The organism is Gordonia gummivorans, assembly GCF_022513585.1.
Classification (GTDB): Bacteria; Actinomycetota; Actinomycetes; order Mycobacteriales; family Mycobacteriaceae; genus Gordonia.
Window position 1 is genome coordinate 39835 of the sequence record NZ_JAKWBF010000012.1, and the last position, 18085, is coordinate 57919.

An 18085-nucleotide genomic window follows, 5' to 3' on the forward strand; every position below is an offset into this window, starting at 1 on the left:
CGGCGTCTCCGGCGGCTTGACGTCAGTCTATCGACTTCGCCTGATCTGACGAGTCGGCCTGATCTGACGAGTTGACTGGGGCGCGACGCATGTCTCGGGCGGCAACCACGCGGGGCACGATTCGCGACACCGCTTCTACGGCGACAATGCCAATTGCCGCCGAGGTCAACGCCACCGAATTCATCTCCCAGTTCGACGAATCGAGTTTGAACAGGTGCTGGGTGAACGGCCAGGCGAAGATGATCACGTACGCACCGGCCGATGCCGCGATCAGCACCACCTTCCACCAGGTGTACGGGCGCGCGACGACGGCGAGGACATACACGGCGACGGCGATCAACGTCATCAGCGTCGCGGTGGCAGCCTGCGTTTGCGCCGGTGACAGGTCGACTGCATCTCCGCCGACCTCGACTCCCGCACCGCCCGGATTCACCAGGACGTAGGTGGTGAACGCCGCGAGGCCGACGATGATGCCGTTCGGGACGGCCATCAGCAGGACGCGTCGCACGAACCCGCGTCGGGCGCGTTCGTTGTTGGGCGCCAACGACAACACGAACGCGGGGATGCCGATGGTGAACCAGGCCGAGATGGTCACGTGGATGGGTTGGAACGGGTAGCTCAGCGGGTCGGTGCCGAGCATCTTTCCGACCACCCCACCGATGCCCACGAACAGCGCGAGCAGCACCGCGTACACGGTCTTGGTGAGGAACAGATTGGAGACGCGTTCGATGTTGCCGATGACCCGGCGGCCCTCCCCGACCACATACGGCAGCGTCGCGAACTTGTTGTCCAACAGCACGATCTGTGCAACCGACCGCGCCGCCGAACTCCCCGACCCCATTGCGACGCCGATGTCGGCATCCTTGAGGGCAAGGACGTCGTTCACTCCGTCGCCGGTCATCGCGACGGTGTTGTCGTGGGACTGCAACGCCTTGACCATGGCCCGCTTCTGGTCCGGGCGCACTCGGCCGAAGGTCACGCCGGACTCGACGACCTCGGCGAGTTGCTCGGTGTCCGTGGGCAATTCACGCGCGTCCACCGACGTCTCCGGTGAGCCGAGTCCCAGCGATTGCGCCACCGCGCCGACCGAGCGCGCGTTGTCGCCGGAGATCACCTTCACCGCGACTCGCTGCTCCGCGAAGTATTCCAGGGTGTCGCGGGCATCCGGACGAACCTTCTGCTCGAGCACCACGAGCGCCACCGGAACAAAGGCACCCGGCACGCTCGAGCCGGCCGCCGGCTCCGAGTCCACCGGCACGTCGGTGCGGCCCAGCAGCAGTATTCGCAGCCCGGTGGACCCGAGTTCGCTTGCCACCGAAGCGGTCTCACTCTCCGGATCGAGCAGCACGTCCGGGGCGCCGATCACCCAGTTGCCCACGTCTGCGCCACCGGCGTCGTCGCGGAACGATATCCCGCTCCACTTCTTGGCCGACGTGAACGGCTGCACGGCGGTCGGCGTCCAGGCCGGAGCCTGCGGCTGGGCCTCGGCGATCGCCTGCATGCTGGCGTTGGGCCGCGGGTCGTGGGCGGCCAGCGCCGACAGCACGGTCTCCGGCGGGGCCGGCGGCGACTGCTCGACCGCTCGGACCTCCGCCAATCGCATGCCGTTCTCGGTGAGCGTCCCCGTCTTGTCGGCACAGACCACGTTCACGCGGGCCAGGCCCTCGATGGCGGGCAATTCGTTGACCAGGCATTGCCGTTGACCCAGCCGAACCACGCCGACGGCGAATGCGATCGAGGTCATCAGCACCAGGCCCTCCGGCACCATCGGCACCAGCGCGGCCACCATGCCCAGAAGCGACGCCTTGATCCCGTTCTGGCTGATGAAGAGCTGATTGACGATCGTGAGGATGCCCGCGGGGATCAGCAACCACGTGATGACCCGCAGGATCTGATCGATCCCAGACCGGAGTTCGGAGGACACCAGCGTGAACTTCGACGCCTCCGCGGCGAGTTGCGCCGCATACGCCTCGCCACCCACCTTGGTGGCCCGGTATGCGCCGCCGCCGGCGACCACAAAGCTCCCCGAGAGCACGTGCGCACCTGGATCCTTGTCGACCGGGTCGGCCTCGCCGGTGAGCAACGACTCGTCGACGTCGAGCGCGACAGCCTCCACGACGTCGCCGTCCACCACGATCTGATCCCCGGCCCCGATCTCGATGATGTCGTCGAGGACGACCTCGTCGGGTGGGAGTTCCTTGACGACGCCGTCGCGGCGAACACGCGGACGGGTCTGCCCAACGATGGCGAGCTTGTCCAGGGTCCGCTTGGCCCGAACCTCCTGGATGATGCCGATTCCACTGTTGGCCACGATCAACAATCCGAACAATCCGTTGATGAACGAACCGGTGAAGGCCACGATCGCGAACAGGACGCCGAGAATCGCGTTGATGCGGGTGAACACGTTGGCCCGCACGATGTCGGAGACGGTCCGTCCGGACCGGTCCGGCAGTGCGTTCACCTGACCGGCCGCAACGCGCGCCGCGACCTCGTCTGCGGTGAGGCCGGGCACGGCGGCCGTCGTCGGTGACGTCACGCGGACTTCTCCCACCAGTCACGGCTCGTCAGGCCAGTGCCTGCGCGGGAAACGAGGTCGATGGTGCCGCCGGGCTGCGGCACGAGGACCGTAGTGGCGTTGCGGGCGGCATGCGGCAGCAACCGAGCGATCGGCTCACCCCACGGGTGACGGGCCAGATTGAAAGTGCCCCAATGGATCGGGATCATCACCGCATCGGTACCCGCCGAGCCCGACAGCATCCGGTGGATGGCGACCGCCTCCTCCGGGTTGACGTGGATGTCGGGCCAGACCGGGTCGTAGGCGCCGACCGCGATGAGGGTCACGTCGAACGGCCCGTGCAGTGCGCCGAGGTCGGCGAAGCGTTCGGTGTACCCGGTGTCGCCGGAGAAGAATGCGCGATGCACCGGCCCCCGGATCGCCCAGCTGGCCCACTGGGTGAGGTTGCGGGCCAGCGCACGACCCGAGAAGTGTCGCGCCGGACCACACGTGAACGTCACTGCGCCCGACGGTGTCTGCACCGTCACGTCCCCCCACCAATCCGCCTGCCGGATACGGACTCCCGGGATACCCCAGCGCACCAGGTGTGCGCCCACACCGACGGGAGCGACGAAGATCGCGTCGGGCATCGCTCGCGCGATGGCCGCCACCGTCTCCATGTCGAGATGGTCGTAGTGGTCGTGGCTGATCAGGACCACATCGACGGGCGGCAGGTCGGCCACCGTCACCGGCGACGGGTGCAGTCGCGCAGGTCCGATCTGCTGGCTCGGTGAGCACCGCAGGCTGAACACCGGATCAGTGAGCACCCGCACCCCGTCGATGTCGATCAACGCCGAAGCGTGTCCGAGCCAGGTCACGGCCAGTGAGCCGGGCTCGTCGAACTCGGGCCGCGTCACCATGATGGGACGACGCGGGCGGCCGGGACGCCGGAGCATGTCGGCGAACACCGACAGATCCGGGGTCGCCTCGCCGGCCGGTTCCGGATTGTCGAAGGCACCTCCGACGCGGTGCGGCGAGGCCTCGACGTGCGGCAATATCTCGTCGCGGGTCGCCCCGAGCGCCATCGCGGGCGCCAGGCCGGCATCGGCGAGCCGGCCGACTGCGGCGTCGGCCACCTTAGAACCCGCCAACGCAACCCGGCCGATCGCCCGTGTCGCCACTTCGGTACCACCCTTGCCCGTCATCGATGTCACGATCACCAACCTAGTGGTACGAGTCCGGCACGGTCGATCAAGATCGCTCGACAGGTCGTTGCCACTGATAAGCTCCCTGAGCACTTGTTCATACGCACGCGCTGGGTCGCGTGCGGGCGTAGAGGTAGACGTTCTGTGGCACGGATGTCGGTCGACGAGCGACGCAGGGCGCTCATCGAGTCAGCGTTTCGCGTAATTGCCGACCACGGCGTGGAGGGGGCCACGACGCGGCGGATCTGCGCTCACGCGGGGATGCCCCTCGCGAGCTTTCACTATGCGTTCGAGAGCCGAACGGCCTTGCTCAGCGCCGTGATGGAGACTGCGGTACCCACCGACATCACGGAAATGCTCGACACGGTGATTCACGACACCGACGTCGATAATGCAGATAGCAACAGCAAACGCCTCGGGATGCAGGAGAACATGGAACGTCAGCTGACGACGTTCTTCGATCTGGTGAAGGCCGACCCCGGGCGCACACAGGCGACCATCTCGCTGGGCATCTACGCACACAACCATCCGGAGCTGCAGAGCTACGGCAAGCGGATGTACGAGAAGCAGTTCGAGGTGGCTGCCGTCGCGTTGCGGATTGCCGCGGAACGGTCGGGGGTGCGGTGGAGTCAACCACCCGAGACGCTGGGTCCCACCGTGATCGCCACCACCAACTCGATCACCCTGATCTATCTGAGTACCGCCGACGAGGAGGTGATCCGCTCGGTCATGACGTCGGCCGTGCGGGCGATGATGACCTATGTCGTCGAGGACTGATCCGCACTCTCTGGTCTGGTCCGACGATCCCGACGCCTACTGGGCGGGAATCGACCGGGCGGTCCGCGACGCCGGACTCGACGCGCCCGTCCTCGCTCTCGATCGCAGAGCACTGGACCACAACGTCGCCGACCTGACCGCCCGGGCCGGATCGGTTCCGATCCGGATCGCGTCGAAGTCGCTGCGGGTGCGGTCGGTCATCGATGACGTGCTGCGCCGGCCCGGTTTCGCCGGCGTCCTGGCCTACGATCTCGCCGAAGCCGTCTGGTTGGCAACGGTTTCCGGCGTCGCGGACGTTCTCGTCGGCTATCCGTCGACGAGGCGCTCGGCGATTGCCGCCCTGGCGGCCGACGAGGTGGCAGCGGCGCAGGTAACGCTCCTTGTCGACTCGACCGACCAACTCGACCTCATCGACGCGGTCGTGCCAACTGACCGGCGGCCGACGATCCGTGTGGCCATCGACGTCGACGCCTCCTATCGGTTGCTGCATGGACGCGTGCACATCGGAGTGCGCCGGTCTCCGGTGCACAGCCGGACCGATGCGGTGCGCCTGGCCAGGCAGATCGCTGCGCGGCCCGGATTTCGGCTCGTCGGCGCGATGTCGTACGAGGCCCAGGTCGCCGGGGTCGGCGACGCGGTCGAATCATCGGCACTGCGCAACCGGGCGGTCGCGCTGATGCAGCGCAGATCGATGGCCGAACTGCGCCGTCGCCGCGGCAGCATCATCGCGGCGCTGCGCGAGGTTGCCGATCTCGAGATCGTCAACGCGGGCGGCACCGGTTCGATCGAGGAGACCGCGCGCGACCGTTCGATCACCGACATCGCCGCCGGCAGCGGGCTTTTCGGCGGTCACCTGTTCGACGGATACCGGCGATTCCGGCCGGCGCCAGCCCTGGGCTTCGGTCTGGACGTGGTCCGCCGCCCGGCCACCGACATCGCGACCTGTGCGGGCGGCGGATGGATCGCGTCCGGACCGCCCGGCTCGGACCGTCAACCGAAGCCGGTGTGGCCCAGCGGACTTGGATTCCTCGGCACAGAAGGGGCCGGCGAGGTTCAAACGCCCTTGCGTGGCCGGTCCGCCACAAAGCTGAGCATCGGCGACCGAGTGTGGTTCCGGCACACGAAATCCGGCGAGGCATGTGAGCGGGCCACCGAGGTGGCCTTGATCGAACGGGACGACGACGGCACCACCCGGGTACGCGACGTCGTCCCGACCTATCGGGGTGAGGGACAGTGCTTTCTATAACGCAGGGGTCGGCAACGCCGGTGTGGCGCAACTGGGGTGGAACCCAGTCGGCGGCACCCTCTCTGGTGGTGACGCCGCACGACACCGCAGAGCTCGTCGAGGTGATCACCCGGGCCCGCTCCGATGGGCGCACCGTCAAACCGGCGGGCGCCGGGCACAGCTTCTCCGGCATCGGGGTGCCCGGCGACATCCTCGTGGACCTCTCTGCCATGCGCGGTCTCATCGAGGCCGACGCCGACCGGTCGCGGGTCACCCTTCGCGGCGGCACGCACCTGTTCGAGATCCCGGAACTCCTTGCTCCACACCGGCTTGCGATGGCCAATCTCGGTGACGTGGACCGGCAGACGATCACCGGCGCGACGTCGACCGGCACGCACGGCACCGGCCTTCGGTTCGGCGGCATCAGCACGCAGGTGGTCGGCGCCACCATCGTCACCGGCACCGGCGCGGTGCGGACCATCGGCGAGGACGACCCGGACCTGCCCGCAGTTGCACTGGGGCTCGGCGCTCTCGGCGTTGTCGTCGACCTGACCCTGGCGTGCGTGCCGGCCTTCTACATGCGCGCGGAGGAACTGCCCGTGTCGGCGGACGATGCGATCGACGGCTTCCTCGAGCGGGTCCACGCACACGACCATCACGAGTTCTACTGGTTTCCGCACACCAATTGTGCTCTCGCCAAGACGAACACCCGACTCGGACCCATCGCCGAGGTGTCCGGCCCCGGACGGGTGCGGCGGTGGATCGACGACGAACTGCTCAGCAACAAGCTCTATCACGGCATGTGCGAGATCGGAAGGCGGATACCGTCCGCCGTGCCCACCATCGCCCAGGTCGCCGGTCGAGCGCTGTCGGCCCGCACGTACACCGATACCTCGACCCGGGTGTTCATCTCGTCGCGCACCGTCCGATTCCGCGAGATGGAGTACGCGGTCGAGCTCGACGCGATTCCCGATGTGCTGCACGAGATTCGGACGATGATCGATCGGCGGCGGTATCGGGTGAGCTTCCCCATCGAGGTACGGGCCGCGGCCGCCGACGATCTGATGCTGTCGACCGCTTCCGGTGGCGCGCGCGGTTACGTCGCGGTGCACCGGTATCACCGCGACAACCCGGCCGATGCCGCCGCCTACTTCGCCGATGTCGAGGCCATCATGGTCGAGCACCGCGGTCGACCGCACTGGGGCAAAATGCACACACGCGACGCCGAATACTTGCGTGGCGTCTACCCCCGGTTCGACGAATTCCTCTCGGTGCGTGACCGATTCGATCCCGACCGGATGTTCACCAACCCCTACCTCGACCGCGTGCTCGGCCCCACCGCTGTCTGAGGCGCGACGGAGACCACTCGGCCCACCTCAGCTCAGGAGCGGAAGTGGGCCGAGGACGATCAGTCGGTCGGCTCCTTCTCCGCCGACTCCGCCGGGGCATCCACCGCGATGTCCGACGTCGCCGACGCGGACACGGGCGGCTGAGCGGGCAGCACGTGCTCGCCGGTCTTGTCACATGACAACGCCAACGAGCTGATGTACTGCTTCTCCCCGTTCGGCCCCGGTACCGCCGAGGCGATCATGTCGGGCCGTTCGAACTCGATGCCGGTGACACAGCACAACAGTCGCACGTCGGTCGGATTGCCGTGTTCGTCGTACATCGGGATGTCGATACCGTCGTCGGTGCGGCGCAGGTAGTACTTGCCCTTGGTCGCGAGCGCGATGATGGGCGGCAGCACGAGCGCGAGCACCAAGGCCACCAGCGGCGAGTACGGCTGGATGGTGTCCCCGAAGACATGGAAGTAAACCATGATCGACAGGGTGCCGGAGACGATCACCGACACGAAGCCGACCGGGTTGAAGTTGTAGAGCATGCCGCGCCGGAACTCGGGTTCCTTCGGTGAGATCTTCAGTAGGTACTTGTTGATCGCGATGTCGGAGGCGACGGTCACGATCCAGGCGATTGCCAGGTTGGCGTAGAAGTTCAGCAGTTCGTTGAGGAAGCTGAACATGTTTGCCTCCATCAGCACGATGGCGATGGTGACGTTGAAGACCAGGAACACCAGACGTCCTGGGTAGGTCTTGGTGACACGCGTGAAACTGTTGGTCCAGGCGAGCGAGCCCGAATACGCGTTGGTCACGTTGATCTTCACTTGACTGATGACCACGAGGATCACCGCCAGCGTCATGGCCAGCCAGTGCGGCATGAACTCTTCGTACACGGCCAGGAACTGGTGCACGGGCTCATTGGCCACTCCAGCCGACTCGGCGAAGTTCATGATGAGGTACACCGCGAGGAAGAGACCGACGACCTGCTTGATGGCACCGAAGATGACCCAGCCGGGACCGGCGGTCAGCACGGCGGTCCACCACTTGCGGCTGTTCTCAGGGGTTTTCGGCGGCATGAAGCGCAGGTAGTCGATCTGTTCGGCGATCTGCGCGATCAGCGACAGACAGACACCGGCGGCGAGCATGGTGCCGGCAAATGAGACCCCGTGCCCGGCTTGGCCGTCGGTGCCACCACTGAAGGAGAGGAAATCACCGATGGCATCGGGGTGTTTGAAGACCAGGTACAGGAAGGGCGCGACCATCATCAGCAACCACAGCGGAGTCGTCCAGACCTGCAATTTCGCAAGGGTGTTCATGCCGTAGATCACCAGTGGGATGATCAGCACCGACGACGCCAGATAACCGAGCCACAGCGGGATGTTGAGGCCGAGCTTGAGGCCCTGGGCCATGATCGACCCCTCGAGCGCGAAGAAGATGAATGTGAACGACGCAAAGATCACGTTGGTCAGGACTGACCCGTAGTAGCCGAATCCACTTCCGCGCGTTATGAGGTCGAGGTCGATGTTGTACCGGGCCGCGTAGTACGACAGCGGGTAGCCGGTGAGCATGATGACGATCGCGAAGAACAGGATGCCCCAGAGGGCGTTACCCGTTCCGTTGGCGATGCCGATGTTGGCGCCGATCGCGAAGTCGGCGAGGTAGGCGATACCGCCGAGCGCGGAGATCGCGACGACGCCGGGACCCCATTTGCGGTAGCTGCGCGGCGCAAACCGCAGTGTGTAGTCCTCGAGCGATTCTCGCGCCGCGGCGGCTGCTGCACCGGTGGCGATGATGCTGTGTTCTGCGTTCTCGATATCACCGATGTCTTCGGTGAAATGATGAGCTTCCTTCGACATACTTCTCCCCTGCTATGTGACGGGATTGCCTGAAGGGAAGCTAAGGATCGCGTGTTTCGGTCAGTTGATCGAAATGTTTCCGCGAGGATAATTCGGGCCAGATGTCCGATATGTCGGGATAATCGATGCCTGTCAGGCGCCGATGAACTTGGGGGCCCGCTTCTCGGTCCGCGCCGCGCGACCCTCCTGCAGATCCGCACTCTCCCAAGCGCGCATCATTGCCGCGAGGCGCTCCTCGGGGGCGGCATCGCGCGCGCCGTCACCGTTGAGGACGAGCTTGTAGTGCTGAAGGGTGAGCGGCGCGAACGCTGCGATCGTCGACGCCCAGTGCTGCGCGTCAGCGAGATCGCCGATGCGGTTGGCGAATCCAAGTTGGTGGGCCCGGTCTGACGTGAGCGGATCGCAGCCGATCAGCATGCCGCGCGCATGCCCGGCACCAACCAGCGACACCAGCCGTCGAATCGTCCACTCATCAACCGCCACGCCGATCTTCGCGGCCGGAATACCGGCCAGAGCGTCGGGCGCCATCACCCGTAGGTCGGCGGCCATCGCCAGTTGCAGGCCCGCGCCGAGCGCGCTCCCGTTCAGTGCGGCGATCACGGGCACCGGCGTCGACTCGATCTGCCGCAACGTGGCGATCAGCTTGTCGAGGAACGACTTGTCGTACACGGGTCCCGAAAGGTCGGCACCCGCGGAGAACACATGACCGCGACCGGTCAGCACGATCGCGCGGGCCCCCTGCTCGACCGCCCGGGAAAAGCCCTCCGCCAGTTCGGAGACCATGGCTTCATCGAGCGCGTTGCGCTTGTCTACGCGATCCAACTCGATCGTGACGACGGCATCTTGCGTACTGAAGTGAATCCGCTGAGCTGAACTGACCATGCGCGGAAGCCTACCGATCGCTGTGCCCGCCGGTGTCGCGCAGGTCAATTTTCTCTTGCCATGCCAGGCTTGCAGAGTGGACAACACCGCCAAATCCGACGTGCTGGTGATCGGTGGGGGCCAAGCGGGCTTGTCGGCAGCCTACTTCTTGCAGCGTTTCGGCCTCGACGACCGGTATCTCGTCGTCGACCACGCCCCTCACCCTGGTGGCGCTTGGCAGTTCCGCTGGCCGACGCTCACGCTGGCCGCAGCCAACCACGTCCACGATCTTCCCGGATACGGATTGATCGAGGCGCTCGGTGTCGAGTGCGACGAGTTCCCGGCACGAACGGCAGTACCCGAATATTTCGGCAAGTACGAGAAGAAGTTTGGCCTACGCGTCGAGCGTCCCGTGCACGTGCGCTCGGTCCACCACGATGCCGACGGGTTCTTGTCGACGCGCGACGATGGCCGCGAGGTGCGGTCGCAACTCATCGTCAACGCCACCGGCACCTGGGATCGTCCGTTCATCCCACATGTGCCCGGTGCCGCGGATTTCGGTGGGCGACAACTGCACACCCACGATTACACCGGCCCCGACGAGTTCGCCGGCAAACGGGTCCTGGTGGTAGGTGCGGGCATCTCCGCGATCCAACTTCTCATCGAGATCGCACGTGAATCCGAAGGCGCACAGACCTTCTGGTGCTCACGCACCGAACCGGTGTTCAATCCCCGCCCGTTCTCGCCCGAGCAGGGGCGGGAAGCGGTGGCCCGCGTCGAACGTCGCGTCCGCGCGGGCCTGCCCCCGACATCGGTGGTCTCGGTGACCGGGCTGGCGCTCACGCCGGCGGTCGCAGCGGCCCGCGACGACGGAATCCTCACGTGGCGACCGATGTTCACCCGAATCACCGAGACCGGTGTGTGCTGGGACTGCGACGAGGGCCGCGACCACCTCGACGTCGACGTGATCTTCTGGAACACCGGATTCCGCAGCGCCCTCGACCATCTCGCGCCGCTGCATCTGCGTGGACCGGGCGGCGGCATCACCATGACCGGACGTCTCGCCACCGTCGTCGAATCCGATCCCCGCGTCCAACTTCTCGGATACGGACCGTCGGCGTCGACCATCGGCGCGAACCGCGCCGGGCGCGAGGCCGCCCGCGTGGCTCGCGATCTGCTCGCGAGACCCTCCTCCGCCGGCTGACGTGCGAGCCAATCCGTTGGATGTCTGTACGCCCCAGCCCGTCCAAGTGCACTGTGCACTTGATCTGGCCCCCAGGTACAGATTCCCGCAGTTCAGAAGGCCAAAGCAGTACGCTCCGATCAGCCGACGCGGAGCTCTTTGCCGCAGTCGCCGTTGGTGCTGCCCGGGCCGATGCTCGAGGTATTCGCCGCAGCGAGAACCAGCGCGATCCGCCCCTTGCCGGTCTTCAGATTCGGCACGGTGAGGGTATTGGCAGATCCGACGACCCGCTTACGTACGTCACCGCCACCGTTCTTGCCGGTGTCGAGATTCGCCCAGGTCACGCGGAAGGTCTGCTGGTATCCCAGCAACGACATCGAGTTGGTCTTCAGGGTGAACGTCACTGTGTCCGAGCCGATCTGGGTCGCCGACGCGGCGCTGCTCGCCTGGATGACGAACAGGTTCGGATTCGCATAGGTGAACGAGCACAACTGGGTGGTCGCGCCCTGCGCAGGCGCTGACACGGCAGCGGGCAGGACAGCGGCACCGAGCCCTAGTGCGGAGACAGCGATGGCGGTGCGAGCGGTATTCCTCACGAACTTCCTTTCGTCTGCGGGTGATGTGCGGGCACTGTCGGCCACGTCACATCGGTCATATCGGGCGACCCACCCAGATCATTAACACAACCGAACAATTCGGCTCCTCAGTGATGGTCGCTGTTGACATTTCGTTGTGTTTTCACAACACTCTGATATGTGAGTCCAGTACGACGCGGAGACAAGCTCCCGATCTACAACCGCATCGCGGTGCTGCGTGCCGAGCGCAGGATGTCGCGGGCCGATCTCGCCGCGCTGGTCGGCATCAATGTTCAGTCGGTCGGCGCACTCGAACGCGGCGACAACTACCCCAGCCTCGACCTCGCGTTCCGGATCTGCGCGGTCTTCGACCTCCCCGTCGAAGCCGTGTTCAGCCGCACCGAGTTCGGCGCGATGTCGGCCGAGCTCTACCGCCGCACCGCCGAACGCGGCGACACGCAGATCACCGGCACGAAGACCGACGTCACGATGACACCAGCACCCGACTGACACAAGCACCCGACTAGGGAGGTATGCAATGAACGACCCCAACGTCGCGATCCCCGCAGAGGCAACACCGGCCCTCTGGCGACGCTACGACGAATGGCGCGGCAATCGATACCTTCAGTTCAATCAGCGTCACGCACATCAGCTCTCGACGTGGCGCAATCGCCGTGGGTATCGGCGGCTCGTGTTGCTGCTCGCTGTCATGCTCGCCATGATGATCGTGGCGACCGTCATGGCGTTCAGCAGCCGAACCTGGTTCGTCATCCCATTCCTGGTGGGCCTCGCCGGGGTCATGGCCTCGCTGTATCTGCTGCGCATCGTCACCGGGTCGGTGGCCGACGCCCCGGTGTCCGCACTCGACGAAATACAACTGGCACAGCGGAACTCGGCGCGTTCGATCGGCCTGTTCGTCATGTTCGTGCTCATGTTCGTCCCGTACCTCGTCCTCATCGCCCTGAGTATCGGCGACGACCCGGTGTCCGCCGACCTCGTGTACGGCACTGCGGTCCTGCTCATCTCGCTGCTGCTGACCGCGATGTGCGTCCCGACGATGCTCACCGCCTGGTGGATGAGCGAACCCGACCCCGAGGACCTCGCCATTCCCAAAGATCTCGACGATACCGAAAGGACCACACAGTGACCGCACCGCTCATCGTCGACGGCCTGCACAAACGCTATGGCGACCTGGTAGCCCTACAGGACATGACCTTTCACGTCGATCCCGGTGAGATCTTCGGATTCGTCGGCAGTAACGGGGCAGGCAAATCCACCACCATGCGGATCGTCCTCGGTGTGCTGTCCGCCGATGCCGGCGAGGTTCGGCTCGGGGATCGCCGCATCGACCTGCAACTCCGCCGACGCATCGGCTACATGCCCGAGGAGCGCGGACTGTATCCGAAGATGAAGGTGGGCGAACAACTTCGGTTCCTCGCCCGACTGCACGGCATGACGCCGTCGGAGGCAGCCGACGCCGTGACACGGTGGACGCAGCGTCTCGGGGTCGGCGAAAGGGTCGACGACAACGTCGGCGACCTCAGCCTCGGCAACCAGCAACGCGTCCAACTGGCCGCGGCACTCGTCCATGACCCCGACGTGCTGGTGCTCGACGAACCATTCTCCGGACTCGATCCGGTTGCCGTCGACGTGATGAGCGACGTCCTCAAAGAGAAGGCCGCCGAGGGAATCCCGGTGATCTTCTCGTCGCACCAACTCGACCTCGTGCAGCGATTGTGCGACCGGGTGGGAATCGTCGCCAAGGGACAGATGCGCGCCCTCGGCGCTGTCGACGCGCTTCGCGGGCGGGACGGTATGACGTTGGAGGTGATCGGCCCAAGGACCGACATCCGTTGGGCCGATGGAATTTCCGGCGTCCTCGATGCCGATTACTCCGACCAGCGCGACGGCCGTACCGTACTGCGGATCGATCCCGACGGCGTCGACGATCAGCAGATCCTGGCTGCCGCACTGCACCACGGTCCGGTGCACCGGTTCGCCACCTCCACCCCATCCCTCACCGAACTCTTCCGAGAGGTGGTGTCCGTATGACGACCACGCACAGCATTTCCCCCGAAACCCGCGCGACGACGTCGATCGCTCTCATCGCCCAGCGGGAGATCACGACTCGCGTACGCACCAGGTCGTTTGTCGCCACGACCGCGATCCTCATGATCGTCATCATCGCGGGCCTCATCGTGTGGTCGGTCTTCAGCGGCGGCGGAGACTCCAAGGAACGAATCGGGTTGGTGGGCAACGACTCTACCCTGACCGCCGCGATCACCGCGGTCGGGGATCAGAGTGGCACACCGGTCACTGTGGTGACACTGGCGTCCACCGATCAGGCCCGTGACCGGGTCGCCGACGGCGATCTGGAAGCCGTGGTCGTCACCGGGCCCAACTCGTCGTACACCCTGATCAGCAAGGACGGCATCGAGGAGTCGCTGTCCGGCGTCCTGCGCGGTGCGATCGCCCAGACCGAACTCGCTCGCGGTCTTGCCGCGCGCAACGTCGACGCCACAACACTGCCGCAGCCATCCATCTCGATGAGCGAGACCGAACCCGCGGACCCCGCCGTGGGGCAGCGGATCGTCGTCGCCATCGTCGGATCGATGCTGCTGATCACCGCCATCATGATGGGCGGCAACATGATCGCCGTCGGCGTGGTCGAGGAGAAGACGTCGCGCATCGTCGAACTCCTGCTCGCCACGATCAAACCGCTGCACCTCATGTGGGGCAAGATCATCGGCATCGGGGTGGTCGCGCTCGGTCAGATGGTGTTGCTCGGAATCACCGCGCTCATCGCGGGCACGGCCACCGGCATGCTCACCATCGCGGGTACAGCACTCGGCATGTTCGCCGCGGTACTGATCTGGTTCCTGCTCGGATTCGTGTTCTTCGCAACGCTGTACGCTGCCGCCGGGGCGATGGTGTCCCGACAGGAGGAAATCGGGTCGACGATCACGCCGCTGACGATCCTGTCCCTGGCCGTCATGTACTCGGGTATCTTCGGCATCCAGGCACTCGACTCGACGTTCATTCAGACGCTGTCCTGGATACCGCCGTTCAGCTCAGTGCTCATCCCGATCCGAATCGCCACCGGCGACACAGATCCGGTTCAGATCGTCGTCTCGCTGCTGCTGATGGTCGCGGCCTGCGTCATCGCCACCTGGCTGGCCGCCAAGGTGTACCAACGATCCATCCTCCGCACCGGATCGCGCGTCAAATGGGGTGAGGCACTGCGGCTGTCGCGGTGATGCATCCACTGCCGAGCGGTGCGAGTCCCCACTCGCCGGCTGAGGTGCGAGCCTGCGAGCCTCGAAGCCCCTGGTGAGATATGCGATGTCGTCTCACCTGGCCTTCGAGGCTCCTCGCTGGCGCTCGTCGCACCTCAGGCAGCGGAGGTTGGCTCCGTTCCCACGAATCCAGGCTCAGGCAGCGGAGCGCTCTCGCTTGCGCTCGCTTTAGGTCAGCAGCGGAATGGGCGGCGTGCGTTGTTTGGCGCAGCTTGCCGCTCCAACCAGCAGGGGTGGTCACAGAGAACGGTAGCGCCGCAGCGCCTCTTCGCGTTCGGCCTTGTGGTCGACGATGGGTTCGGGGTAGTCGGCGGTACCGACCTCGGGTACCCAGCGTGCGACGTACTCACCGTCGGGATCGAACTTCTTGGCCTGTGTCTCCGGGTTGAACACCCGAAAGTACGGTGCCGCATCGGTTCCGGTGCCGGCCGCCCACTGCCAGCCGTGCTGGTTCGATGCCATGTCGCCGTCGACGAGCTGGTCGAGGAACCAGCGGGCACCCCACCACCACGGCAGATGCAGGTCCTTCACCAGGAACGACGCCGTGATCATTCGAACGCGGTTGTGCATGAAGCCGGTCTGCGCCAGTTGACGCATCCCGGCGTCGACGATCGGGAAGCCGGTGCGACCCTCCCGCCAGGCGTCGAATCGGCGTTCGGCGTCCTTGTCGGTGTCGAGATCGATGTCGTCGAATCCGCTGTTCCAGTTGTGCCACAGACTGCCCGGCCAGTGATACAGCACGTCGGCGTAGAAGTCCCGAAACGCCAGCTCGCGGAGATAGGCTGCGGCAGAAGGATTCCGCCCGTCGAGATCGGCGGCCATCGTGCGCGGATGGATGTTTCCGTACTTCAGGTAGACCGACATCCGGCTGCTCGCGTCGAGATCGGGACGGTCACGGTCGGAGTCGTATCCGTCGAGATCCTCCGCCACGAACTCGTTCCACCGTGCACGCGCGGCGTCCTCCCCCGCAACCACGTCGATCTTCGTCGGGGACGCCGGCACGCGGATGCGACCCGACTTCCGAATATCGCTGGGATCGACAACGTCCGACGCCTCAAACGGACCCGCAGGCTTGCGCCAACCGTGCTCGCGCCACTGCCGGAAGAAGGGCGTGAACACCTTGTACGGTTCACCGTCGGACTTGGTGATGCGTCCCGGCGACACCAGATACGGCGACCCTAGCGACTCGAACGCCACGTCACCGAGTTCGCGCACGACGGCGTCGTCGCGCCTGCGCCCGAACGGCGAAAAGTCTTCGCTCACATGAACAGAACCGGCGTCTACCGACGCAACCAGCCGCGGGACCTCGACCTCCGGCCGGCCACGGACCACGAGCAAATTGCCGTCGAGCTTGGTGTTCAGCTCACGCAACGAGTCGAACAAGAACGCGAGGCGACGCTCGCCCGACGACTTCTCCAGCAGCGGGTCGAGGACGAAACAGACCAGGACACGACCACGTTCGGCCGCGGCCACAGCCGCAGGAAGGTCGTCGAGCCGCAGGTCGCGGCGCAACCACAGGAGAGAAGTGTCAGACACCCAGCAGGTCGATGACGAAGACGAGAGTGCGCCCGGAGAGTCGGTGTCCGGCACCGGCAGGTCCGTAGGCAAGCTCCGGCGGCACCGTCAGCTGACGGCGCCCTCCGACCTTCATGCCGGGAATCCCTTCCTGCCATCCCGGAATCAGCCGGTCGAGCGGGAAGTTGGCCGACTGACCGCGATCCCAGGACGAATCGAACTCTTCACCGGACTCGAAGTCGACTCCCACGTAATGGACGTCGACGATCCCACCACGCTGGGCCTCTTCACCGTCGCCGATCACCAGATCCTTGATGGTCAGCTCGGCGGGCGCGGGGCCGTCCTGGAATTCGACTTCGGGCTTTTCGGTACTGGTCACTGGACTCTCCTTTGAGTCGTTCGGATCAGAGGTGCGCAGGACGCGTCAGCGGTCACCCATGGAGACGTAGTCGCGTTCGGTGTAACCGGTGTAGAGCTGGCGCGGACGGCCGATCTTGCCGGCGGGATCCTGATTCATCTCGCGCCAGTGCGCGATCCACCCGGGCAGACGTCCGAGTGCGAACAGCACGGTGAACATGCGCGTCGGGAATCCCATGGCGCGGTAGATGACCCCGGTGTAGAAGTCCACGTTCGGGTACAGCTTGCGTTCGATGAAGTAGTCGTCGGACAGCGCGACCTCTTCGAGGCCCTTGGCGATGTCGAGCAGATCGTCCTGCACGCCAAGGGATTCCAGGATCGTGTCGGCGGTCTTCTTCACGATCGCGGCACGCGGATCATAGTTCTTGTACACGCGGTGACCGAAGCCCATCAGCTTGACGCCGGCTTCTTTGTTCTTGACCTTGGTCATGAACTCCTTGGTGTCACCACCGGAAGCCTTGATGTCGTCCAGCATTTCGAGCACGGCCTGGTTGGCGCCGCCGTGCAGCGGACCCCAGAGTGCGTTGATGCCGCCGGAGATCGAGGTGAACAGGTTGGCCTGCGACGAGCCGACCAGACGCACCGTCGACGTCGAGCAGTTCTGCTCGTGATCGGCGTGCAGGATGAACAGCATGTCGAGGGCCTTGGCGACCTCGGGATTGACCTCGTAGGGCTCGGCCGGGAAGCCGAAGGTCATCCGCAGGAAGTTCTCGACCAGGCTCAGCGAGTTGTCCGGGTAGAGGAACGGCTGGCCCGACGACTTCTTGAAGGCGTAAGCAGCAATGGTCGGGAGCTTGGCCAGAAGACGGATCGTCGACAACTCGACCTGCTCCGGATCCTTCGGGTCGAGCGAGTCCTGGTAGTAGGCGCTCAGTGCGTTCACCGCACTCGAGAGCACCGGCATCGGATGCGCGTTGCGCGGGAATCCGTCGAAGAACCGCTTGAGGTCCTCGTGCAGCAACGTGTGGCGCTGGATTTTGGTGGTGAACTCTTCGAGCTGCGACGGCGTCGGGAGCTCACCGTAGATGAGCAGGTAGCTGACCTCGATGAAGGTCGAACTCTCGGCCAGCTGCTCGATCGGGATTCCGCGATAGCGCAGGATGCCCACGTCGCCGTCGATGTAGGTGATCGCAGACTTGGTCGACGCAGTGTTGACGAAACCACCGTCGAACGTGGTCAGGCCGGTCTCGGCGAGGAACTTTCCGAGTGCGACGGAGTCGCTGCCCTCGGTGGCCTTCAGGATCGGCAGCTCCAGCTGTCCACCGGGGTAGGTGACGGTTGCTGATGCGGTGTCGGATGCCTGGTCGGCTGGGACTGTTTCAGCAGACACACGAACCCCTTTGC

Annotated in this window: 16 protein-coding genes; 8 read left to right on the top strand and 8 right to left on the bottom strand. The window is 65.4% G+C overall.

Annotated elements, in window-relative coordinates; all coding sequences use genetic code 11:
* Window positions 1-22: 22 nt before the first annotated feature.
* Entirely contained in the window at window positions 23-2536 is a 2514-nt protein-coding gene (locus MKW15_RS10930) for an HAD-IC family P-type ATPase (protein WP_240857646.1), read from the bottom strand.
* The gene (locus MKW15_RS10935; RefSeq protein WP_240857647.1) at window positions 2533-3714 is read right to left on the bottom strand and encodes an MBL fold metallo-hydrolase; all 1182 of its coding nucleotides are present in this window, start codon (window positions 3712-3714) and stop codon (window positions 2533-2535) included. The genes MKW15_RS10930 and MKW15_RS10935 overlap by 4 nt, the downstream gene beginning before the upstream one ends.
* Before the next feature lie 138 nt (window positions 3715-3852).
* On the opposite strand from MKW15_RS10935, the gene MKW15_RS10940 reads away from it, so the two are divergent.
* Genes MKW15_RS10940 through MKW15_RS10950 form a run of 3 tightly spaced genes read left to right on the top strand, consistent with a single transcriptional unit; the run spans window position 3853 to window position 7050 of the window.
* Complete coding sequence (locus MKW15_RS10940) at window positions 3853-4476, top strand: TetR/AcrR family transcriptional regulator (RefSeq protein WP_240857729.1); 624 nt, start codon at window positions 3853-3855, stop codon at window positions 4474-4476.
* Window positions 4460-5722, top strand: a complete 1263-nt coding sequence (locus MKW15_RS10945; RefSeq protein WP_240857648.1) for an alanine racemase — start codon at window positions 4460-4462, stop codon at window positions 5720-5722. The genes MKW15_RS10940 and MKW15_RS10945 overlap by 17 nt, the downstream gene beginning before the upstream one ends.
* Window positions 5719-7050 carry a D-arabinono-1,4-lactone oxidase gene (locus MKW15_RS10950; RefSeq protein ID WP_240857730.1) on the top strand — a complete coding sequence of 444 codons (1332 nt, stop codon included), beginning with the start codon at window positions 5719-5721 and terminating at the stop codon, window positions 7048-7050. The genes MKW15_RS10945 and MKW15_RS10950 overlap by 4 nt, the downstream gene beginning before the upstream one ends.
* Before the next feature lie 59 nt (window positions 7051-7109).
* On the opposite strand, the gene MKW15_RS10955 is transcribed toward MKW15_RS10950, so the two are convergent.
* Both MKW15_RS10955 and MKW15_RS10960 read right to left on the bottom strand, forming a co-directional pair.
* A complete protein-coding gene (locus tag MKW15_RS10955) occupies window positions 7110-8894 on the bottom strand; it encodes a purine-cytosine permease family protein (RefSeq protein WP_240857649.1) in 1785 nt (594 codons plus the stop codon).
* A 132-nt stretch (window positions 8895-9026) separates the two neighbouring features.
* Window positions 9027-9776, bottom strand: coding sequence for an enoyl-CoA hydratase (locus tag MKW15_RS10960; protein WP_240857650.1), 750 nt, complete (start codon window positions 9774-9776; stop codon window positions 9027-9029).
* A gap of 76 nt (window positions 9777-9852) precedes the next feature.
* Between MKW15_RS10960 and MKW15_RS10965 the strand changes: the two genes are divergently transcribed.
* Window positions 9853-10959: an NAD(P)-binding domain-containing protein gene (locus tag MKW15_RS10965; protein WP_240857651.1), complete on the top strand. Its 1107-nt coding sequence runs from the start codon at window positions 9853-9855 to the stop codon at window positions 10957-10959.
* A 119-nt stretch (window positions 10960-11078) separates the two neighbouring features.
* On the opposite strand, the gene MKW15_RS10970 is transcribed toward MKW15_RS10965, so the two are convergent.
* Complete coding sequence (locus MKW15_RS10970; protein ID WP_240857652.1) at window positions 11079-11534, bottom strand: hypothetical protein; 456 nt, start codon at window positions 11532-11534, stop codon at window positions 11079-11081.
* Window positions 11535-11693: 159 nt separating this feature from the next.
* On the opposite strand from MKW15_RS10970, the gene MKW15_RS10975 reads away from it, so the two are divergent.
* From MKW15_RS10975 to MKW15_RS10990, 4 genes are read left to right on the top strand one after another with little or no spacing between them, the layout of a single operon-like run.
* The gene (locus MKW15_RS10975) at window positions 11694-12023 is read left to right on the top strand and encodes a helix-turn-helix transcriptional regulator (protein WP_240857653.1); all 330 of its coding nucleotides are present in this window, start codon (window positions 11694-11696) and stop codon (window positions 12021-12023) included.
* 28 nt (window positions 12024-12051) lie between these two features.
* On the top strand, window positions 12052-12660 hold the full coding sequence (locus MKW15_RS10980) for a hypothetical protein (protein WP_240857654.1): 609 nt from the start codon (window positions 12052-12054) through the stop codon (window positions 12658-12660).
* Window positions 12657-13565: an ABC transporter ATP-binding protein gene (locus tag MKW15_RS10985; protein WP_240857655.1), complete on the top strand. Its 909-nt coding sequence runs from the start codon at window positions 12657-12659 to the stop codon at window positions 13563-13565. The genes MKW15_RS10980 and MKW15_RS10985 overlap by 4 nt, the downstream gene beginning before the upstream one ends.
* Window positions 13562-14770: an ABC transporter permease gene (locus MKW15_RS10990; protein ID WP_240857656.1), complete on the top strand. Its 1209-nt coding sequence runs from the start codon at window positions 13562-13564 to the stop codon at window positions 14768-14770. Before MKW15_RS10985 ends, MKW15_RS10990 begins: the two co-directional genes overlap by 4 nt.
* 276 nt (window positions 14771-15046) lie before the next feature.
* Here the strand turns inward: MKW15_RS10990 and MKW15_RS10995 are convergent, their stop codons facing one another.
* The 3 genes from MKW15_RS10995 to MKW15_RS11005 are packed head-to-tail and all read right to left on the bottom strand — an operon-like array spanning window position 15047 to window position 18071.
* Complete coding sequence (locus MKW15_RS10995) at window positions 15047-16321, bottom strand: cryptochrome/photolyase family protein (protein WP_240857731.1); 1275 nt, start codon at window positions 16319-16321, stop codon at window positions 15047-15049.
* A gap of 16 nt (window positions 16322-16337) precedes the next feature.
* Window positions 16338-16703, bottom strand: a complete 366-nt coding sequence (locus tag MKW15_RS11000; protein WP_240857657.1) for an FKBP-type peptidyl-prolyl cis-trans isomerase — start codon at window positions 16701-16703, stop codon at window positions 16338-16340.
* Between the two features lie 45 nt (window positions 16704-16748).
* Entirely contained in the window at window positions 16749-18071 is a 1323-nt protein-coding gene (locus MKW15_RS11005) for a citrate synthase (protein ID WP_240857658.1), read from the bottom strand.
* Window positions 18072-18085 lie beyond the last annotated feature (14 nt).